At 67.3% G+C, this 17,814-nt stretch carries 12 protein-coding genes; 5 read left to right on the forward strand and 7 right to left on the reverse strand.

Annotation, left to right across the window (positions count from 1 at the left end; translation table 11 throughout):
* Positions 1–338: 338 nt before the first annotated feature.
* From FGE12_RS30990 to FGE12_RS30995, 3 genes are all read left to right on the forward strand, one after another.
* Positions 339–1,001, forward strand: a complete 663-nt coding sequence (locus tag FGE12_RS30990; RefSeq protein WP_370459080.1) for a MopE-related protein — start codon at positions 339–341, stop codon at positions 999–1,001.
* A gap of 751 nt (positions 1,002–1,752) precedes the next feature.
* Entirely contained in the window at positions 1,753–7,437 is a 5,685-nt protein-coding gene (locus tag FGE12_RS19110) for an RHS repeat-associated core domain-containing protein (RefSeq protein WP_194798068.1), read from the forward strand.
* The gene (locus FGE12_RS30995) at positions 7,415–7,948 is read left to right on the forward strand and encodes an Imm21 family immunity protein (protein WP_153867961.1); all 534 of its coding nucleotides are present in this window, start codon (positions 7,415–7,417) and stop codon (positions 7,946–7,948) included. Before FGE12_RS19110 ends, FGE12_RS30995 begins: the two co-directional genes overlap by 23 nt.
* Before the next feature lie 740 nt (positions 7,949–8,688).
* Here FGE12_RS30995 and FGE12_RS19120 read toward each other — a convergent pair.
* The 6 genes from FGE12_RS19120 to FGE12_RS19145 form a co-directional block, all read right to left on the reverse strand.
* The gene (locus tag FGE12_RS19120; protein WP_194798069.1) at positions 8,689–9,315 is read right to left on the reverse strand and encodes a recombinase family protein; all 627 of its coding nucleotides are present in this window, start codon (positions 9,313–9,315) and stop codon (positions 8,689–8,691) included.
* A complete protein-coding gene (locus tag FGE12_RS19125; RefSeq protein ID WP_153867963.1) occupies positions 9,312–9,497 on the reverse strand; it encodes a hypothetical protein in 186 nt (61 codons plus the stop codon). The genes FGE12_RS19120 and FGE12_RS19125 overlap by 4 nt, the downstream gene beginning before the upstream one ends.
* A gap of 300 nt (positions 9,498–9,797) precedes the next feature.
* A complete protein-coding gene (locus FGE12_RS19130; protein WP_153867964.1) occupies positions 9,798–12,806 on the reverse strand; it encodes a choice-of-anchor D domain-containing protein in 3,009 nt (1,002 codons plus the stop codon).
* A 232-nt stretch (positions 12,807–13,038) separates the two neighbouring features.
* Positions 13,039–13,926 carry an alpha/beta hydrolase gene (locus tag FGE12_RS19135; protein WP_194798070.1) on the reverse strand — a complete coding sequence of 296 codons (888 nt, stop codon included), beginning with the start codon at positions 13,924–13,926 and terminating at the stop codon, positions 13,039–13,041.
* A gap of 4 nt (positions 13,927–13,930) precedes the next feature.
* A complete protein-coding gene (locus FGE12_RS19140) occupies positions 13,931–14,113 on the reverse strand; it encodes a hypothetical protein (RefSeq protein WP_153867965.1) in 183 nt (60 codons plus the stop codon).
* Positions 14,114–14,241: 128 nt separating this feature from the next.
* Positions 14,242–16,158 carry an AAA domain-containing protein gene (locus FGE12_RS19145; RefSeq protein ID WP_194798071.1) on the reverse strand — a complete coding sequence of 639 codons (1,917 nt, stop codon included), beginning with the start codon at positions 16,156–16,158 and terminating at the stop codon, positions 14,242–14,244.
* A gap of 117 nt (positions 16,159–16,275) precedes the next feature.
* On the opposite strand from FGE12_RS19145, the gene FGE12_RS19150 reads away from it, so the two are divergent.
* Complete coding sequence (locus tag FGE12_RS19150) at positions 16,276–16,740, forward strand: hypothetical protein (RefSeq protein WP_153867966.1); 465 nt, start codon at positions 16,276–16,278, stop codon at positions 16,738–16,740.
* On the forward strand, positions 16,733–17,161 hold the full coding sequence (locus FGE12_RS19155; RefSeq protein ID WP_153867967.1) for a hypothetical protein: 429 nt from the start codon (positions 16,733–16,735) through the stop codon (positions 17,159–17,161). Before FGE12_RS19150 ends, FGE12_RS19155 begins: the two co-directional genes overlap by 8 nt.
* A 48-nt stretch (positions 17,162–17,209) precedes the next feature.
* Here FGE12_RS19155 and FGE12_RS19160 read toward each other — a convergent pair whose 3' ends face one another.
* Positions 17,210–17,719 (reverse strand): hypothetical protein, encoded by a 510-nt coding sequence (locus tag FGE12_RS19160; RefSeq protein WP_153867968.1) that lies wholly within the window; start codon positions 17,717–17,719, stop codon positions 17,210–17,212.
* Positions 17,720–17,814: the final 95 nt, after the last annotated feature.

The following is a 17,814-nucleotide window of genomic DNA, read 5'->3' on the forward strand; positions in this document are numbered from 1 at the left end:
CTCCAGGCCACTCGAGGCAAACTCGGCCACCAGTTGCATCCACTCCTCAGGTCCAGGTCGTCGCATGCGCCCAAGAACGCGCGTGCACGCCCATCCTCAGGACGCCGGCAATCGGGCGGTTACGGACGACGAGCAGTAGCGATTGTTACCCGCCGACCGGCTACGCGTGGAACAACGACGACTGCAACGATGCGAATGCGTCTCTCTGGACCCCAAGCACCTTCTACAAGGATGCGGACGGAGACGGGTTCGGCAACCCCGCGATACCTGGAAGCTTCTGCGGGCAGCCCTCGGGCTACGTCGCAAACAACACTGATTGCAACGACGCCAACGCGGCGATCAATCCGAGTGTCACAGTAACTTGCGGCTTCGGAGCGTGTCAGCGCACGGGTGCTACCTGTCAGAACGGCGCGCAGTGGACCTGTAGTCCCTGGCCAAACAAGACAACTGAAATTTGTGATGACCAGGACAACGATTGCGATGGCACTGTCGACAACGTGCCGGCCAAGGAATGTGGGACTGGGGCATGCAAGCGGTTCGTTCCCGCATGTAGCGCCGTCTGTAATCTTGACCCGGCGACGGGCAAGCCAGACTGCAGGCTGGGCACGCATAACGTCCCCAATTCCACTGCCTGCGTTCCCGGCGCGAAGGGCATCGAGGACTGCAACGGAATCGACGACGACTGTGACGGAGTCGTCGATAACAATCCGGGGGTGATGCAGGCCCTTAGTTTGACGAAGAACTGCACGAATCTCCTCGGCTGTAGCCGTCCTGGTATGCACGCTTGTCTGCCCACGAAGGTTTGGGATGTCTGCAGAGGATGCAGCGGGACGGCATCGTGCACCACGGAGTGCAACGAGAAGTCACAGCAGACGTGCGATGACTCCTGCAACGTAGTTCCCGGGACCTGCCAATCCCTACTCGAGACCTGTAATAATTGTGATGATGACAGGAACGGCATCCCCGATGATGGCCTGATGTGCTCGGGGTGCGGACTGTGAGCACGCGCTCAACTTCGTTGCTGCGGCTGCTGTCATCGATGGCGCCGATGTCGGTGCTCCTGCTCGCGCTCACAGCTTGCGAGACACCGCCCGGTGATGCGCCGAGCGCCGTACCTGCGCCGCCGCGCCCGAGCATTCGGGCCCACGAGCCGCTCGCGTTCCACGGCACCGCGTCGAAGGCGTTCGGCGAGGACTGCACGACCTACGGCCGTGCCGAGTGTACCTCGGGGGTTTGCATCCACGCCCGCCCCGTGCGTGACGCGGGGTACCTCTGCTCCGCGCACTGCACGGTCGATTCCCCGTGCCCCGGCGATTGGCAGTGCCTCCAGTCGCTGCCCGGGGCAGACCAGGGCGTCTGCGTTCCCCCATAGCGCGCCGCAGCAGAACCTGCTCGCGACTTTCTCGTCGGCTTCGCCCCCGTGGTGCTCTTCATCCTCACCTCGGGCGAGTCCGCGATTCGTTCCTTCGCCTCTTTGGACCTCCTATGGATGCCAATCGTTACTTCGGGTCTGCCGTTAACTGGTTTCTGCGCCGCGGTGCTGTCGGGCGAGTCGGCCTGCTGCTCCCAGCAGTAATCCTGCTCTGCGGGCTCGGTGTGGCCATCGCCAAGCTTCCCGACGTACCCCCTGACGACCCGTCAGATCCAACGGCCAGTTCAGGTGGCTCGGATACCTGGTCTGCTTCACTGGCCGGGCTGGAACCGAATCCCCCCGCCGGAGGCTCGCGACAGTTCGGCCACACTGAGTCACCCGTGTCGATCGGCTCCCTAGAGCCTACGTATCGCTCGACCGATTTCACTGTGCAGACGAGCTTCGGCGCGTTCCAGTTCACGCGCAGCTACGCATCTTCGGAGAAGGCATGGAAGGTGCGCCCCGATACTCCAGGGCAGCCGCTCTACCGCCTCGAAGGGACTCCCTTCGGCAATGACGGGGCCTCTCTGCACTGGTGGCACAACCTCTTCAGCTTCGTGGCCCTGAAGCCTGGCTACTTGCCGCACAGCAAGGAGGACCCGGCCCCGATTGACCCTCGCTGGGCGCTCCGCGACGTGGACGGGAAGTTGTCGGAGTTCACGGTCTGCTCACCCGCCCCTTGCTGGGCAGGCACGAAGTTCCAAGGAGTGACCATTGAGGGGGCGAAGGCAGAGGAGCGCCTCTACTACCTCGGTGGCGGCGGTGGATTCATTCTGTATCGGCCCGAGGCGCGCTACCACTTCGCTAAGCGCTACGACTACCAGACCCTCGATCGCACCGGCGCGGGTTCGGTGCCCGTGGACGTCTACACGTACTTCCTCACTCGTATCGAGGATGGCCAGTACCCAGCCACCGGGGGCCTGCCACGCAATCGACTGGTGCTCTCGTACGACCCTCCCTCCAGCGCGACGGGCGACTGCAAATTTGGCGCACCCCGCGTTCAAAGGGCGGACACGCCAAACCAGACCTACTTGCAGTTCAACTACGAGGAGCTGCCCTCCTCGTCAGCAGAGGGCTACGGCGAGTGTGTGCTCCGCTCCGTGGAATTAAAATCCGCCGCGGCGGATGGGGGGAGCTCGGGCTCCACCTTGGTCAGCTACCAGTACTGGCAGCCGTCGGGTACCGGTGAGAAGGCGGGACGAATCGCCGGTGCGTACTTCCCCGAGACGGGCCGGCGCGTATCCTACTCCGTGGGCACCCCCCAGGCGCCCCAGTGGTCCATTGCAGCGGACGACGTCACTGTCAGCACCGCCACGCTGCGCCCCGACGGAGGAACTGTCGCGGTGCTGGCCTCCGAGCAGCGCAGCGTCCAGGTGGCATGGGAGGACAACACCACCTACGACGGACAGCGGCTCTCGGTGACGTGTGGGGCGGGCGTCCTGGGGCCTCCGACTGCGCTGTCGGTCTGCTTTCCCCACCAGAACCAGATGTTTACCGAGCTCAACGCAACCCGTGGCGACAGCACGCTCGCAACGGGAGCCACGGTCAAGAAGACGTTCCAGGTCAACGCGAGCGGGGCGGGGCCGCTCGTCTCCTCCGAGAAAACAGTGTGCACGGGGGCTTGCGCGGCCCTTGGGACGACGGAGACGGAGGCCATTTGGCAGTGGAATGGAGGGCCGGACGGTGTCAGCGAGCGCCCTCTTCCTACTGCGTACCGCGACAGGCGCTCGAACTGGACGTGGTACACGAACAGCGTTCCGACGAGGTTCCCGCTCGACGCCGGTTTCGAGGTTCCGCAGGAAACGACGGTCGTCAACGTGGCTGGCGTGCGCACGACGAGCTTCGAATACGACTATGGCTCCGAGGGGCGCACGCCCCGTGCGTACGAGCAATTCGCTGTCAAAGTGATCGATGACAGTGTCGACGCAGGAGCGAAGGCGGAGACCTTCCGCCGTTACGACCTCAAAACGAATCGCCTCGAGGCCGTCATCCGCACTGGATACACGAGGACGCTCGTCAACGGAGTTCCCGGTGAGCTCAACCCGCGGTCCGTGGCCACGCTTTACTACACCTACCGCAAATGCTCGGGCGAGACGCCGGCGCAGGCGGACCCCTTGGGTCGGACGGTGGAGGTGCACGGCCCCTGTTTCGTGAGTGGACCCGATGCCACCGAGTGCGAGGTTCCCGAGTCATCGCAATTGGTCGAAGAGCGCAGCGCGTTGGACGCGGCAGACGGCGGCTCCGTGTTCAGGGGATATGTGCCGGTCACCCAGTTCGACTACTACAGCGGTGACGCTGAAAATGAGTTTAAAGCGAACCGGCTGTCGACCAAGACCGTATTCGCACGCGCCAACGGTAGGGATTGCCGAGCGGCCACTGGACTGGTGACGCAGTACACGGACTACGACGCCCGAGGCCGCGTGCTCGCGAGCCTCGACCCTAACGGCGCCAGGTCTACAGCCACGTTCACCTCTCTTTCCGGAACTGAGGGCACCTACGAGAAGTCGACGGCCATCACGGCAGTCAACCAACCGACTACGAAGACTCGCTACGTCTACGATGGAGCGCAGCTCCGCTACATTCAGTATCCCGCCGGGCACTACGAGGTGTTCTGCTACCGTAAGGGCGGCGGGGTGCCCTGCCAGGGCGAGCGCTCGGATAAGCTTCAGTGGAAGGCCACGATGCCGAAGCCGGACGGCGCCGAGTTCTTCGAGAAGACTGAGTACACGTACCAAGCAGAGCAGCTAGCCAGCGAAAGGGTGCTCGACGGAACGGGAGCGGTACGCACCGTGAAGCAGTACGCCGCCGACCCATTGGGTCGACCCACGTACGAGCGCACGGGTGAGGGGACCGGCGCATACGCCTCGGTGGCGCTCTTCAACGTCGAGGGGGCGCAGGTAGGAATCGGCGCGGCCTACAACGCTCCGCCCGACCTGTGTGGAGGATTGCTCGGCATCGATGCCAAGGCGTCCGATAAATGCGCGGGCCTTGGCTATGACGCGGCAAACCGTCTCTCGGCTCTCGAGGAGTACAGCGCGTCGGGCGGTCCATCTACCCGCACCACGATTACGTACGACAGGCAAGGGCACGTGTCACGAGTGGTGCCCCAGTGCAACTCGGCCTCTGGCCCATGCACGAGCGGTGGCGTCGCCTACGTGCATGATGACTTCGGCAACGTCATCGAGGTCACGGCCCCGTGGACAGGAGCGGCCGGAGCGCCCGGGACGTCCCGCTTCGAGTACGACGCAGCGGGCACCCTGATTCGCAAGCGTACGCCAGGGATGGCGTCAGGGGAGTACCTCGAGTACGGCTACGACGGGATGCAGCGCCTTCTGCAGGCGCGCCGGCGGTATGGGGTGAATGGCAGTTCATGGGAGAACCTCTACTGGTTCGAGTACGACGACTACCCGACGGGTGCGCCCGCCAATTGTATCGGGGCAAATACGAAGGGGCGCATGGTGCGCCGCAACGACTCCTTCGGCGACACGTGGTTCAGCTACGACGCCTGGGGGCGCGTCGTCTGGGCGCGCAGGCAGCGCGTGACGGGAGAGGCGTGTTCCAAGATCCGGACTCGGAACACCCCCAATAGTGAGTTCACGTACGACGCTTTCGGACGCTTGAAGTCCGAGGTGTATCCGCACGGCCGGAAGGTCTCGTACGCGTACTACGAGCTGCCTCAAGGCCATCCCGAGCGGCTGAAGAGCCTGTCGGTGGATGGGACTTGGGACCCCACTCAACCGACAGTCACCCTCATCCAGAACATCCAGTGGGAGCCGTACGGCGGTCTCCGCGGCTACGAGATGAATACCTTCGCCGCGCCGGATGGAGTTAAGGCCGCCACGGTGGAATACCTGCCCGGGGACGCCTACAACACGGCGGCGGCGAGCTGCGCTCGCACCCGCCCTAGCACCACGGACAGGACGGGGAGGTTGCGTGGCCTCTGGGTCTCGCGAGGGGCCTATACCCCCCTGAGCCCGAGTGGCAGCGGCGACATCTTCAAGCAGACCTACGCGTGGAGTGCGGACCAGCTGGCCCAGACCGAGACCTGCCTGCTGGATACGGCCGGTGCGCCGCGCACCGTGCGCTTCGATGGCCCCACCAAGGGATATGACCAGCAGCTGCGCTTGACCAACGTCACGCGGCCTCCGGGGGAATTCGGCACGAAGGGAGGAACGCTCGGTCGCCGCGCCTACCAGTACGCGGGTAATGGCAACCGCACCGAAGAGACCCGCGACTGCTGGGGCTTCCAGGGGACGTATTCCGGAGACCGGCTGCTGCATTGGGGCGTCACGAGCTCGCAGTGCAACAAGGTCTGCGGCCCATCCCGACTGGGCTACGACTTCACCTACGACGGCGACGGCCGAGTGGCGCAGAAGCTGGGCGCCGTTGACAGCTCCGGTGGCTCCAGTTCCTCGCTCACCTTCGACGCGAGTGCCGACGGTGCCCACGCCGCAGTCGGTGCCGTCTACCGTTCGGTCAGTGTCAGAGGTGGATCGAGCTACGAGTACTTCTACGATGCCAATGGCCGCCGGCGTCTCAAGCGCTACATCGAAACCGCCGCTCAAGGAGAGCCGCCCATCGAGGACGAGTACTTCTACGATGGCGACAAGCTGCTCGAGGACAAGGGGAGACCGAGGCAGAACGATGCGTCCGGCCAGGCGCTTGACGAATACCTCTGGCTCGACGGCCGTCCCGTGGCCTTCCTGCGCTCGTTCCTCAACGCAGACTTCACCCGGTCGCCAGACACCAGCACCCAGTGCGCTCGCGATGGCGAGGATGCGGCAGCGTGCGGCGTGTACTTCATCGTCACGGACTACCTGAAGAAGCCAGTCCTCGTTCTGAACGCGAAGCGGCAGGTGGCCGGCTCAGCGGACTACGAGCCCTTCGGGCACGTGAATCGCGTCACCGTTGTGTCGGACTCGGCCTCGCTGCCTGCGCCACGAGCGAAGCGTGTCCTCGCGTACATCCAGCAGCCCGTGACGCCTCGCACAGCGGTGGACATCCGTGCGCGCTTTGCCCTGGTCGATGCGCCCTCTGGCTGGGGAGTGGGCGCCTACTTCTCGGACATTTGGGGGAACCGGCTCGGGAGCGGAGACGCGGTGACTGGAGTTCCACACCAAGGCAAGAAGGAGAGTGCTTGGACTGCCATGCCGAGCAACGGCATGGTGCACTTGCGTTACACCGGACCGGACGCCCTCGGCTCTGGCGCGGCGGCTCCGTACGCAGGCCTCGTGCTCGAGGAGTACGAGTACCGCCGCTACGAGGCTGGGGCCCAGCCCATGTGGACCCCCCTACGCTTCCCCGGCCAGTACCACGACGCCGAGACCGACCTCTTCGAGAACTGGAACCGCTACTACGACCCGAGCATCGGGCGGTACTTGGGGCCGGAGCCGATGTACAACAACCCCGGGTGGGTGCTCGATCAAGCGCGCAAGGGGCATAGCGCACCGGTCTACGCGTATGCGCTAAACAACCCAGTCGGATTCACGGATCCAGACGGTAACAACGCTTTCGCAGTGTGCCTCGTCGCACCCCAGGTCTGCATCTCCGCTGCCGTAGTGCTTGAAGCAGCTGTAGCAACTGCTTGGACTGCCATCGCCGCCGCGGCGGTCAGCCCAAGGGCGGCGGGCAAGTATATGGACGACGGGCCGGCATCGACACGTCGATATGATCCCAAAGCGGCCATTGAAGCGCGAAACGCGGCTCTAGAGGCTCGGGCCAAGGAGGCAGATCGTCCGAGCACCCTGGAACCGGGACCACATGCTGGCGAGGGAGTTGAAGCTCGAGGACCTGAGCGTGACTTTACTCAAGAGGAACGAGATGCGGTAAATGCCGAAGGCGCAGACAAAGGTTGTCATACGTGCGGAACGAAGGATCCTGGTACTAAAAGCGGAAACTTCATTCCCGATCATCAACCACCAAGTGCAACGGTGGAACCCGGCACGCCTCAGAGACTGTACCCACACTGTCTTGAATGCAGCCGGACTCAGGGAGGCGAAGTTGATGCAGAGCTCAATCGGAAATAGTGGGCAGCGCCAGTGGGTTTCTTCGGCTGGCGGCCCTCTGGTCTTACTCCCAAGCTCGCTCTCCTCTTCGTGGACCGGTGCGAGGCAGCGTGGTGTTGCAGCTTCTGATGATTACGCCGTCGCCTGTCGTGTCTCGGGGTATGTCGGTGTTATTTCGAAGGATGGCACAGATGTGTTGGTGCTGGGGGACGAGCCGCTGCGCACGACGGCGCTCGCTTCGGATGTTCTGACGGGCTTTGTTAGGTGGGTGGCGGCCGAATCAAGCACTGCCGTGGAGGCGGCGATTCACGATCTCCGACCTGAGCAATTGGGCCCAGCTCTAGAAATGCATCGGTTCTCGGTCCAGGAACCAATCTGGAATTTGGCGGATGCTGGAGTGGATGGGAGGCACATCTCTGAGCGTGGCGCCATTCGCGTTGCGTTAGATCCGGGCATCTACGACGTTTCCGTGCACGAATACTTTCCGTCTCGAGCCGTCAGGCTGCTCGTGATTGTGTTGCGGCGCCAGTGAGAGCGTAAAGTAGGATTGTTCGCCCCCAGCGGAGCGCTGCAGTTGACGTATCCGAGGGGTCGTTTGCAGGCGTGTCCCAGTTCTAGCTAGAAGCGGGCAAGTAGTTTGACGCACGTAGGATCCGTCTGACCGCGGTGGCATCTAATGCGGCAGGGCTCGCAGCGTCGAAACGCGAAAATTGGCAATGGCCTTGACCGTCTGCTGAGGTGGGCAATCACCCGTCGACTCGTACCTGGACGAAATGAATCGCACCATTAGGCTACTGCCGACGCCTCGTGAGTGGTGGCGCTGCGGGCCCCCACGCGCGGTCGAATGCCACGGCGATACCTTGGCCCGCGCCGATGCACACGTTAACGATAGTATGATGTCCCTCCTATCGTAACGGCGCCGAATCGCATTGGGACGATGCGAGGCGGCAAACCTACTCCTTTCGCCCAATCAGCTGCTCCGAGAGGCTCACCCTGCCGAATCCGGCTCAGGGTCGTGCCCCGCTGAGCGTCGGGGGGTGCGCTCCGGCACCTTGAGCGCCACGGCGATCTCGCGCCAGCTCCGGCCTTGCTCACGGAGCCGGTGGACTTTGTCGAGGTCCACCTCGCGCTTGTGCCTACCTACCGCCTTGCCGCTCCGCGTGCGACCTGTCGCCTTCACACGCGCGATGCCCGGGCACACACGCGCTCGCTGGCCGCACGGAAATCGGTCGGTTTCCGCGCAGCGGACCCACGTCAGCCAACCCCTTGAGGTCACGTCGTCCGCGAGGTGCCGCCAAGGGTGGGGTTTTCCGTGCACCCAGCACGTAGGTACTCACCGAGGGTGGATGCCCCGACCTTCCATTCGGCGGCTGCCTTCCGTATCGACCAGCCCTGTGAAGTGACGAGAGCCGCCGCGCTCGCGAGCGAGAACTGCGAGGCGCGAGGACGCCCCAGCCGCTTGCCCTGAGCGCGGGCTCGGGCCAGCCCTGCTCGCGTGCGTTCGATGAGGCGGGTGCGCTCCTGTTCCGCCACCCAGCCGAAGATGGCCACCAGCAGCGAGCGCACAGGCCCTGTGGTGTCCAGCCTGGGCTCGCGCACGGACATCACCGGCACGCCCAGGTGGTCTAGCTCGAGCACGGTGTTGATGGCGCCCGGCATGGAGCGGTGCAGGCGGTCGAGCGCCCACACAAGCACGGCTTGGATGCGACCCGCTCGGACGTCCGCCAGCATGCGTTCGAAGACGGGGCGGGCCTTGGCAGCGCTCTCGGTCTCCTCATAGACCACAGGTGTGAAGCCTCGGGCGGCGGCGAGTTGATGGAGATCCACAGACTGGTTGCCCGTCGCCTGCCGGTCCGTGCTCACCCGCAAGTAGAGGGCAGCGCGCTTGGTGCCACTCAAGCCCGTGCCTCCGACTGGCACACTGTGAGCCAGTCCCCGACCCAGAGCACGTCACCGGCCTCGATGAAATCGAAGACGTAGCTCAGGGACATCGCGAGGCTAATGGTCTTGGTGGTGTTCTTGCGGTGCAGGGCGCGCATGGCGCTCAGCTCGCGGGAGATCTCCACGCTCCGCCAGCCCATGGCCCGTAGGTGCGTACGGCGCGCGCCGCACTCGGCAGCGGACGGCATCTCGCCGGCCCAGACGTCGAAGTGCTCGGCGCGACGGATGCGGGTGACGCGAAACAGGGTCGGCAATCGGCAGGCTCGTCAAAGCCCACCAGGTGGACGCCGCCTGGCGAAGCGCGAAGGGCCTGCCGCGCCGACAACGCGGGTGTGCAGGCCCACCCAGGATCCCAGCGGCTTAGACGATGACTTCGTATCCCTCGACCATCAAAGGTGGGTGACGGTCGCGACGTCCATTAGAGGGAGAGAGACGGCGCGCTACGGATTGGGCGGCGGCGCCGGGCAGACGCTGCGGTACCGGATGTCCACCACCTGGCCGCTGGTGGGAATCGCGCTCGCAGCGAACACCACCGAGTTCTTCGCGGCGTCGTAGGTCCACTTGGTGCGGTCCACGAGCTGCCCGGCCACGCGCACTGTCATCTCGTCGGTGCTCTGCGGCACCTGGGTGAGCGGGAAGTCCGCCTGCGGGCCGCCCGCGCGCTTCACGATGCCGTCCAGGAAGCTGCCGTAGTCGCCCACGCAGATGCTCTCCACCGCGCCGTTGGTGCGCTTGGCCACGTCGCTGAAGCGCGGCGCGCTGCCGCCCGCCGTGGTGCAGCGGCCGTCCGTGGGAATGAGCGCGTACACCGCGCTGCGGTGGCTCGAGCCCGTGCCCTTGAGGCTCTGGATGAACTGCACGTAGCTCTCGGTGCTGAAGCCCGAGTGGTCGTCCTCGTCCGCGAGCACCACCACGGCGGCGCGGGCCGCGGCGCGCAGGAAGTTCGCGTTGCCGTCGTTGGGCTGCGGGGTGCGCACGTCGTCCGCGCTGTCGATGAGCGGGCTGCTGAGCGCCTGGCGCATCGTCTCGAGGCCCTGCACCAGGTTGTGGCAGAGGCCCACGTCCAGGTTCTGCTGCAGCACCGTGGCCGCGTTCGCGTTGGTGCTGGAGAGGATGCGCGCGCGGCTGTTGTCCACGGGGAAGAGCCGGCCCGCCTCGCCGCCGTTCGCGCCGCCCGGGCAGGTGGTGCCGCGCTGCACGAGGCCGGTGGTGGTGACGCCCACGCGCACGTCCACGTTCGCTGCCCGCGCGCGCTCGAGCCACCCGGGCACCGCGGCCTTCAGCTTCGCCTGGGCGCTGTCCATGGTCGTCGTGTTGCTCACCACGAAGAGCACGTCGAGCTGGCTGTCGGTGCCCTGGGTGAAGCGGTCCATCTGGATGCCCTCGTGGTTCGTCTCGGCGAGCAGGGGCACCATGCGCGGCACCGGCTCCGCCTCCACCGGCAGGTAGAAGGGGCTGAAGTGCTGGCCCAGCTTGTTGCGCGCGTAGGCGAACTCGAGCTCGTAGCCCTCACCCGGCTGCAGGGTGCGCAGGCCGGCCGGAGGGGTGAGCAGGCTGAACTGGTCGCTGGTGCCCGCGCCGATGGTGCCGTCGTCCACCGTGACGGGGTAGGGGCAGGCGTTGGTGATGAGGGTGCGGCGCGGCTGCGGCTGGCAGTCGTAGCGCACGGGCCCGAAGTCGACGAAGGCCGGGGTCGCGATGATGCAGCTCGCCTGCGCCACCGCGCGCAGCGGCAATACGACACGCGGCTGGGTGGGGTTGTTCACCGTGAGCTCCAGCTCACCCTCGAAGGTGCCGGCCACCTGGGACTTGAAGGCGATCATCGCGCTGAAGCCCGTGTCGTACGGGGCCACGATGCCCGCGAGCCGCCCGCCCGGCATGGTGAAGACGCCGCCCGCGTCGTTGGAGATGTGGATGTCCTTGATGGCGCAGGTCTCGGGGCCGGTGTTGTGGAAGTAGAAGCCCAGCACCGCGCCGCGGCCGGGCGGCAGGTTGCCGAAGTCGATGCGCGGCTGCGGCAGCAGCGAGTAGGTGCAGGGACCCGTGGCGGTCGCGCGGCCGGTGAGCGTGATGGTGCGCTCGGGGTTGAAGGGGTCGTCCGAGACGAGGATGAGCGTGGCCTCGAAGGAGCCCGCGGCCGTGGGCTCGAAGTACACGCGCAGGTCCAGCGCGTCCGTGCCCGGGGCGATCTCGATGCCGCCGGTCTGGAGGTCCGGCCAGGTGCCGCCCGCCCACGGGTAGCTCGTCTTCCCGCGCGCCGGCGGGTCCACGCTGAAGTGCGCGATGCCGCCCGTGGCGCGCACGCCCTTGAACACGAGGTTGCCGTTGCTGCCGGCGTTGGTGATGCGCAGCAGCTTGCCCACCTTGCCGCCCGCGGGCAGCTCGCCGAAGTCCAGGCTCACCGGCGCCACCGCGAGCGTGGGCCGGCCGCCCGTGGCGTCCAGCAGCACCTCCGCCTGGCGCGGCTTGTCCGAGGCGTAGTTCACGGTGAGGGTGCCGGTGGAGGGACCCGAGTAGCGGGCGGCGAACTCCATCTGCACCTCCACCTCGCCGCCCGGGGGCACGGCCTGGCCACCCACCGCGGTGAGCGGGGTGAAGGCGCGGTCGCTGGTGGCGAGCTTGGTGAGGCTCACCGGGCGCCAGGTGATGTTGCGCGCGCGGGTGTGCGACTGGGTCACCTCGTGCACCGGAATCTGCTCGAAGGGCACGGGCGCGGGCACGAACTCGAAGGCGCTCGCCACGCTCTTGCCCTGCAGGCGCGCGGAGGTGGGGGTGCAGTCGTCACAGCTGCGCGCCTCGAGCCGCGCCGCCATGCTGCCGGTGTCGCGCGGGAAGAAGCGGGTCTGCACCTGCACGCTGCCATTGGGCGGCACGGTGACGGTGTCCGCGTCGAAGGGGTCCGCCTGGTCGCCGGCCACCTTGAGGGTGACGGGCAGGTCCACCGGGTTGGTCACGGTGACGGTGAGGGTGCGGTCGCTGTCCACCTCGAGCGTCTCGTAGTCCACCACCTCGGGGTCGAACTTGATGCGGGTGGGGGTGCCCAGGCCCTTGAGGCGCACCGGCAGCTGCCGGCCGCTCACGGCGCTGGTGGTGACCTGCACCTTCTCGGCGAGCTCCCCCTCCTTGAGCGGGTGGAAGCGCACCTTCACCACCTTGGACTTGCCGGGCTCCACCTTGCTCGCGCCGTCCATCAGCTCGGCGACGAAGGAGGGGTTGCCCGAGAGCTGCAGCACCTCCTCCGCGCGGAAGGCGACGAAGCCCACGTTGCGCACGTGGATGTCCAGCTCGCGCCACTCGCCCACGGGGACCTCGCCGAAGTCCAGCTCCGACTCGTCCACCGCCGCCGTCGGCTCCACCGAGCGGATGTCGTCGGGCTCGTGGCAGGCGCTCAGCGCGCCCACCAGCATCACCAGTCCGAAGAGACACCCCCTGCCCAGCCCCATCCTCATCGTCCGCTCTCCCGCCCGCCTGCCTGCCCGTACCGGTTCGTCCCGAGGGCGCACGCGTCACCGGCGCGCACACCGCTCGACCCCGCCCTCCCTAATCAAACGCCGTACCAGCGCCCCGGCGCCGTTTTCCGGTCCGAACTTCAAGGGGTTGGCTGGGCTTCGCTGGGGAAATCCCTGCACGTGGAAGCGCCTTGCCCTGGAGGGGGAAAGCGCGTTCCACACCTTTTTGCGGTCAGGGCTCTGGAGGGCCTGAAGGGATCAGGAAGGCCTCGAGCGCGCGGGCCACCTCGGCAGGTGCGTCCAGGTGGACGTGGTGCCCACCTGGGATCACCCGCGGGGCCTCCACGCGCAGCGCGGCGAGGCGCGCGCGGGCCACCGCATCCTGCGCGGGGTCCGGCACCAGGCCGTGGGTCGCGCGGATGACGAGCGCCGGGGCCTGCACCGCGCGCAGCACCGCGAGCCACTGCGCGTCGCCGCCCTCTGCGTCCTCGGCGTTGAGCCCCTGGCCGAAGTGGCGGCGGTGGCGCGGATCGAAGCGGAAGCCCACGCCGCCCCCGGGCAGCGGCGCGGTGCCGTGGCGCGCGAGCAGCAGCGCGGCCTCCGGCGACAGCGTGGGGTTGCTCTGGCGCAGGCGCTCGGCGGCCGCCTCCACGGAGGGGTAGGGCTTCTGGTGCGGCGCGCGCGCGAGGTCCTCGAGGAAGCTGCGCAGCCGCCCCACCGTGCTGCCGGGGCGGCCGAGCGAGGGGCCCAGGCTCTCGAGCAGCACGAGCCGGTTCACGCGCTCGGGCCGGGCTGCGGCGTACATCGCCGCCACCAGCCCGCCGAGGGAGTGGCCCACGAGGTGGACCTGCGCGAGCCCCACGCCCGAGAGCGCGGCCTCCACGTCGTGCAGGTAGTCGCTGAAGTGGTAGTGCGCGCCGGCGGGCAGGTGGGCGCTCTCGCCCATGCCTCGGAAGTCCAGCAGCACCAGGTGCCAGCGGGGGGGGAGCGCCTCGATCAGGGGATCGAAGCCGTGCCCGTGGTCGAGCCAGCCGTGCAGCAGCAGCACGGCCGGCCCCGTGCCCGGGCGCTCGCGCACGTGAAGCCGCAGCCCCTCGGCATCCACGCGGCGCGTCAGCACGGGACTAGGAGCGGGCTGCGGGGGGCGTGGCGGGAGCGCCGAGATCGGTGCGACCCAGCACCAACGCGAGCTGGCGCGCCTGGCCCTCGGAGGCGCAGCGGTACTCCTGCACCTTGCCGTTGCTCTTCTCGACGCGGATCACCCACACGTCGTCTTCCTTCGTGATCACCGGACGGCCATCGGACATGACGTGTCTCCCCGCGGGTGGCGCGGACGCTCTCCGCACCCACACGCGTTGGGGTCCAGCCTAACCCGGATACCTGCCCACAGCGAAATCATGACTTTCCGCCGAGAGTGGACAGGCACCGGGAGGGTTCAGGGCTCCGGCCACTCCCAGGCCGAGCGGTAGCCGCCCTCCTCCTGGATGCCCTCGATGAGCGCGGAGAAGAAGGGGTGGGCGCTCAGGGTGGCGGAGTCTCCCACCAGGAAGAGGTGGCGGCGGGGGCGGGTGAGGGCGACGTTGACGCGGCGCAGGTCCGTGAGGAAGCCGAGCGACTGGTCCGGGTTGCTGCGCACCAGGCTCACCAGCACCGCGTCCTTCTCGCGGCCCTGGAAGGCGTCCACCGTGTCCACCTCTACCTCTTGCGCGCCCTCTCCGAGCTGCGCGACCTGCTCGCGCAGCCGCTGGGCCTGCGCGCGGTAGGGGGTGATGACGGCGAGCTCGCGCGGGGAGAGGCCCGCCTGCAGGAGCTCCTTCACGCGCGCGAGCACGAGCGCCCCCTCACCGGAGTTGAAGAGCGACTGGGTGCTCTCCTCCACCTCCTCGTCGAAGCCCTTGCCCGCGGTGTCTAGGAAGAGCCGCTCGGGCAGGTCCAGCGCGCTGCCGGGTGTGAGCACGTCTGCGAGCGTGCGCGAGGCCACCGAGGGATGGGCGCGCAGCTCGCCCCCGTACATCTGCGCGGAGGGGAAGGCCATGATGCGCGCGTTCATCCGGTACTGCTCGCGCAGCAGCTGCTTCACGCCCTCGCCGTGGTCCTTCAGCAGGCGCTCGAAGAGGCTCACCGCGAGCCCCGCCTTCGCCGCCTCCTGGCTGAGCACCGTGGGCGGCAGCTGCTGCGGGTCTCCCGCGAGCACGAGGCGCGGCGCGCGCAGGAAGCCCAGCAGCGTGAGCGGCTCGGTGGCCTGGGTGGCCTCGTCGATGAGCGCGAGGTCGAACGCCTCCGGCGCGAGCACCGAGGACTCGAGGCTCGCGAGCGTCACGCACACCACGTCCGCGCGCTCGAGCACGCCGCGCACCGCCTTGCGCTCGAGCGCGCGCGCCTCGTCGAGCATCCCCTTGGCCTCGCTGGTGGAGGCGCGCGCCTTGCTGAAGCGCTCGCGGCTGCGGCCCTGGGTGCGCTGGCGCCGCGCGTAGCCGAGCAGCTCGTAGGCCTCGTCGAAGAGCTCGCGGCTGAGCACGCGGTCCGGGTGCTCCTCCACCACCACGTCCAGGGTGTGCGCCTGCAGCCGCGGGGACACGCGCGCGGGGTGGCCCACGCGCACGGCGCGAAGCCCTGCGTCGAGGCACAGCTCCATCAGGTGGTCCACCGCCGCGTTGCTCGCCGCGGTCGCGAGCACCCGCTGCCCGCGCGCGACGGCCTGCGCTGCGACTTCCGCAAGCACGTGGCTCTTTCCCGTGCCCGGCGGCCCGTGCACGAGGAAGAAGTCCTCCGCGGCGAGCGCGCGCGCGGCCGCCTCGCGCTGCTCGGGGTTGAGCGGGCGCTCGGTCTCGAGTGCCTGCGGCCGCTCGAAGCGCGGCGGCTCGTTGCCCAGCAGCACCTCGCGCCGCCGCCGCTCCTGGCCCTTGTCCAGCGCCTTCACGCGGGTGAGGGCCGCGCGCACGCGCTCGTAGGTGACGTCGTTGGGCGTGCGGTCGAGGCGCAGGAGCCCCTCGTGCACGAAGGGGGGCGGGGCGCGGTCGAAGGCGAGCTGCACGCGCAGGCGGGTGGCCCGCGAGACGAGCGCGCGCGCGGGCTCCTTCACCTCGGCCTTGCGCGGGTAGACGGCCACCTGGTCGCCGTTCTGCAGCGGGGCGGGCAGGGGCGCACGGTCCGCGCGCTGCAGGGTGACGAGGAAGCGGCCGCCCAGGCCCACCTCCTCCTCGATGCTCTCGAGGTCGAGGAAGGAGAGGCCCTGCTCGGCGCGCTCGCGCAGGGTGAGCGCGCTCGTCAGGGCGTGGGTGCGCTCGCGCTCCGCCTCGCGCTCGAGCGAGAGCAGGCGCTGCAGCTCATCGAAGAAGGAAGGGTCGCGCACGTGTCCTCCCTCTCCCTCTGGGAGAGGGTTGGGGTGAGGGAAGAGCGTTTACCTCATGGATCCTCTCGCCGGGCCACGAGTCTTTGCACCTGGAAGGTGTACAACCGAGGGCCCGTCATGCACTTCGTAGACCTGTCGCCCTACTCGTACGCGCTGCCGCGCAGCCTTCCTCGTGTGCTCAATGTGGGCTGGCTCTCGGCGGCGCACTCGTTTCCCGTGGGCGAGCCTCCATCCGGCTTCGCCGAGCGACTGCGGCGGTGTGTCGTCGAGTGCTCGGTGAACAGGATGCGCGGAGTCCACGCGTGCGAGCTCTGCGGCGACCCGATGGCGCGCCAGTCGGTGGTCATCGACTCCCGCGAGGTTTGGCTCGGATCGTCCGAGGTATGGCTGCCTGCTCCAGGGGGTGGCGCACTTGCCGCACCCGATCTGGTCATCCACTACGTGGAGGCGCACGACTACCTGCCACCCGCAGTGTTCGTCGATGCCGTGATGTGCTGGGACGCTCGCTCCGGTTGGAATCCTGAAGCGGTGTTCGAGGCCAAGACCCTTGCCGCGTTCGAATCGGAGCCGACACATGACTGAAGGACACGCCAAGACCATCGCCCCGGACGAGGTCCTGGAACTCCTCGCGGCGGCCTGCCCGTCATTCCTGGCTCGTTGGGAGGAACTCCGTGCGGACGACTCCTACGGTCCCGAGCGGCTCTACCCCGCACTGGGCTCGTTCGCGCGACACCTCGTCACGCTGCTGGAGAGCGGAGCGACCGGAGAGTTCGCCGCTGTCTTCGACGTGGTAGAGCGGTTGCACACCGAGGGCGACTCCTACGTCCAGGAGGCCGCCACGGTCGGTTTGCTGGAGGGGATGCAGAACATCGCCGGAGCTTCCAGTAGCCGGTTCCTGCCCTTCCTTCGCCCACAGACAGCGATGTGGTGGCACGAACTCAATCGGTTCTGGGCTGGTGAGGCTCCTCACGTAGGAGCGGGGACCAAACAGCGCCCGAGTTGACGTGCAGCGGCACCCGCCGGACCCGCCTTGAGGTCATATTGAGGACGCCTAAAGATCGTTCTCTTCCGCCTTGGCCACCTCAGGATTGATGAGACGCAAATCTCCTCTGTAGAGGAGAGCCAGCTTGTTGCCCGTGTCAGCCCGCGCCCACTCGAGGTAGATGTAATTCTTGTCGTGCGTGCCCCATGTGTAGATGGCGTGGAAGACGTCTTCGTACTTCTCCGTGGGCTCTCCGTATTTGCGCGTGAGCGCATCGCGAACTCGCCGGAACTCCACGAACCCACCGCCGCGGGTTTCAAACTCGATCGAAGCAGTCTGGAACCGACCGTTCCGTTCGAAGAGAAACGAGACGTCGGCGGCAATGCCTACAATCTTCTTCTCCACTGACAGCGAACCATTGCCTCCCTCCTCCGCGCCCGGGATCGCCTTCAGCACCTCGGCGCGAGTCATCCCGAATTTGGCAGCCTGAAATCCATCGGGAACGGGCTCCGCTGCAGGCGCGGACAAGGAGAAAAGCAGGGCAACTGCGGTCGACAAGGGGACGAGGGCAGGCTTCAAGTTGGCTTCCTCTCTTGAGAAAGTGTTGGCGCCGCTCGGACGCACGACTGAAACGGAGCATAGAACGGGAACTGCGGTTTCGCTCTGAGCGACCC

Source organism: Aggregicoccus sp. 17bor-14, from assembly GCF_009659535.1.
Taxonomy (GTDB): domain Bacteria; phylum Myxococcota; class Myxococcia; order Myxococcales; family Myxococcaceae; genus Aggregicoccus.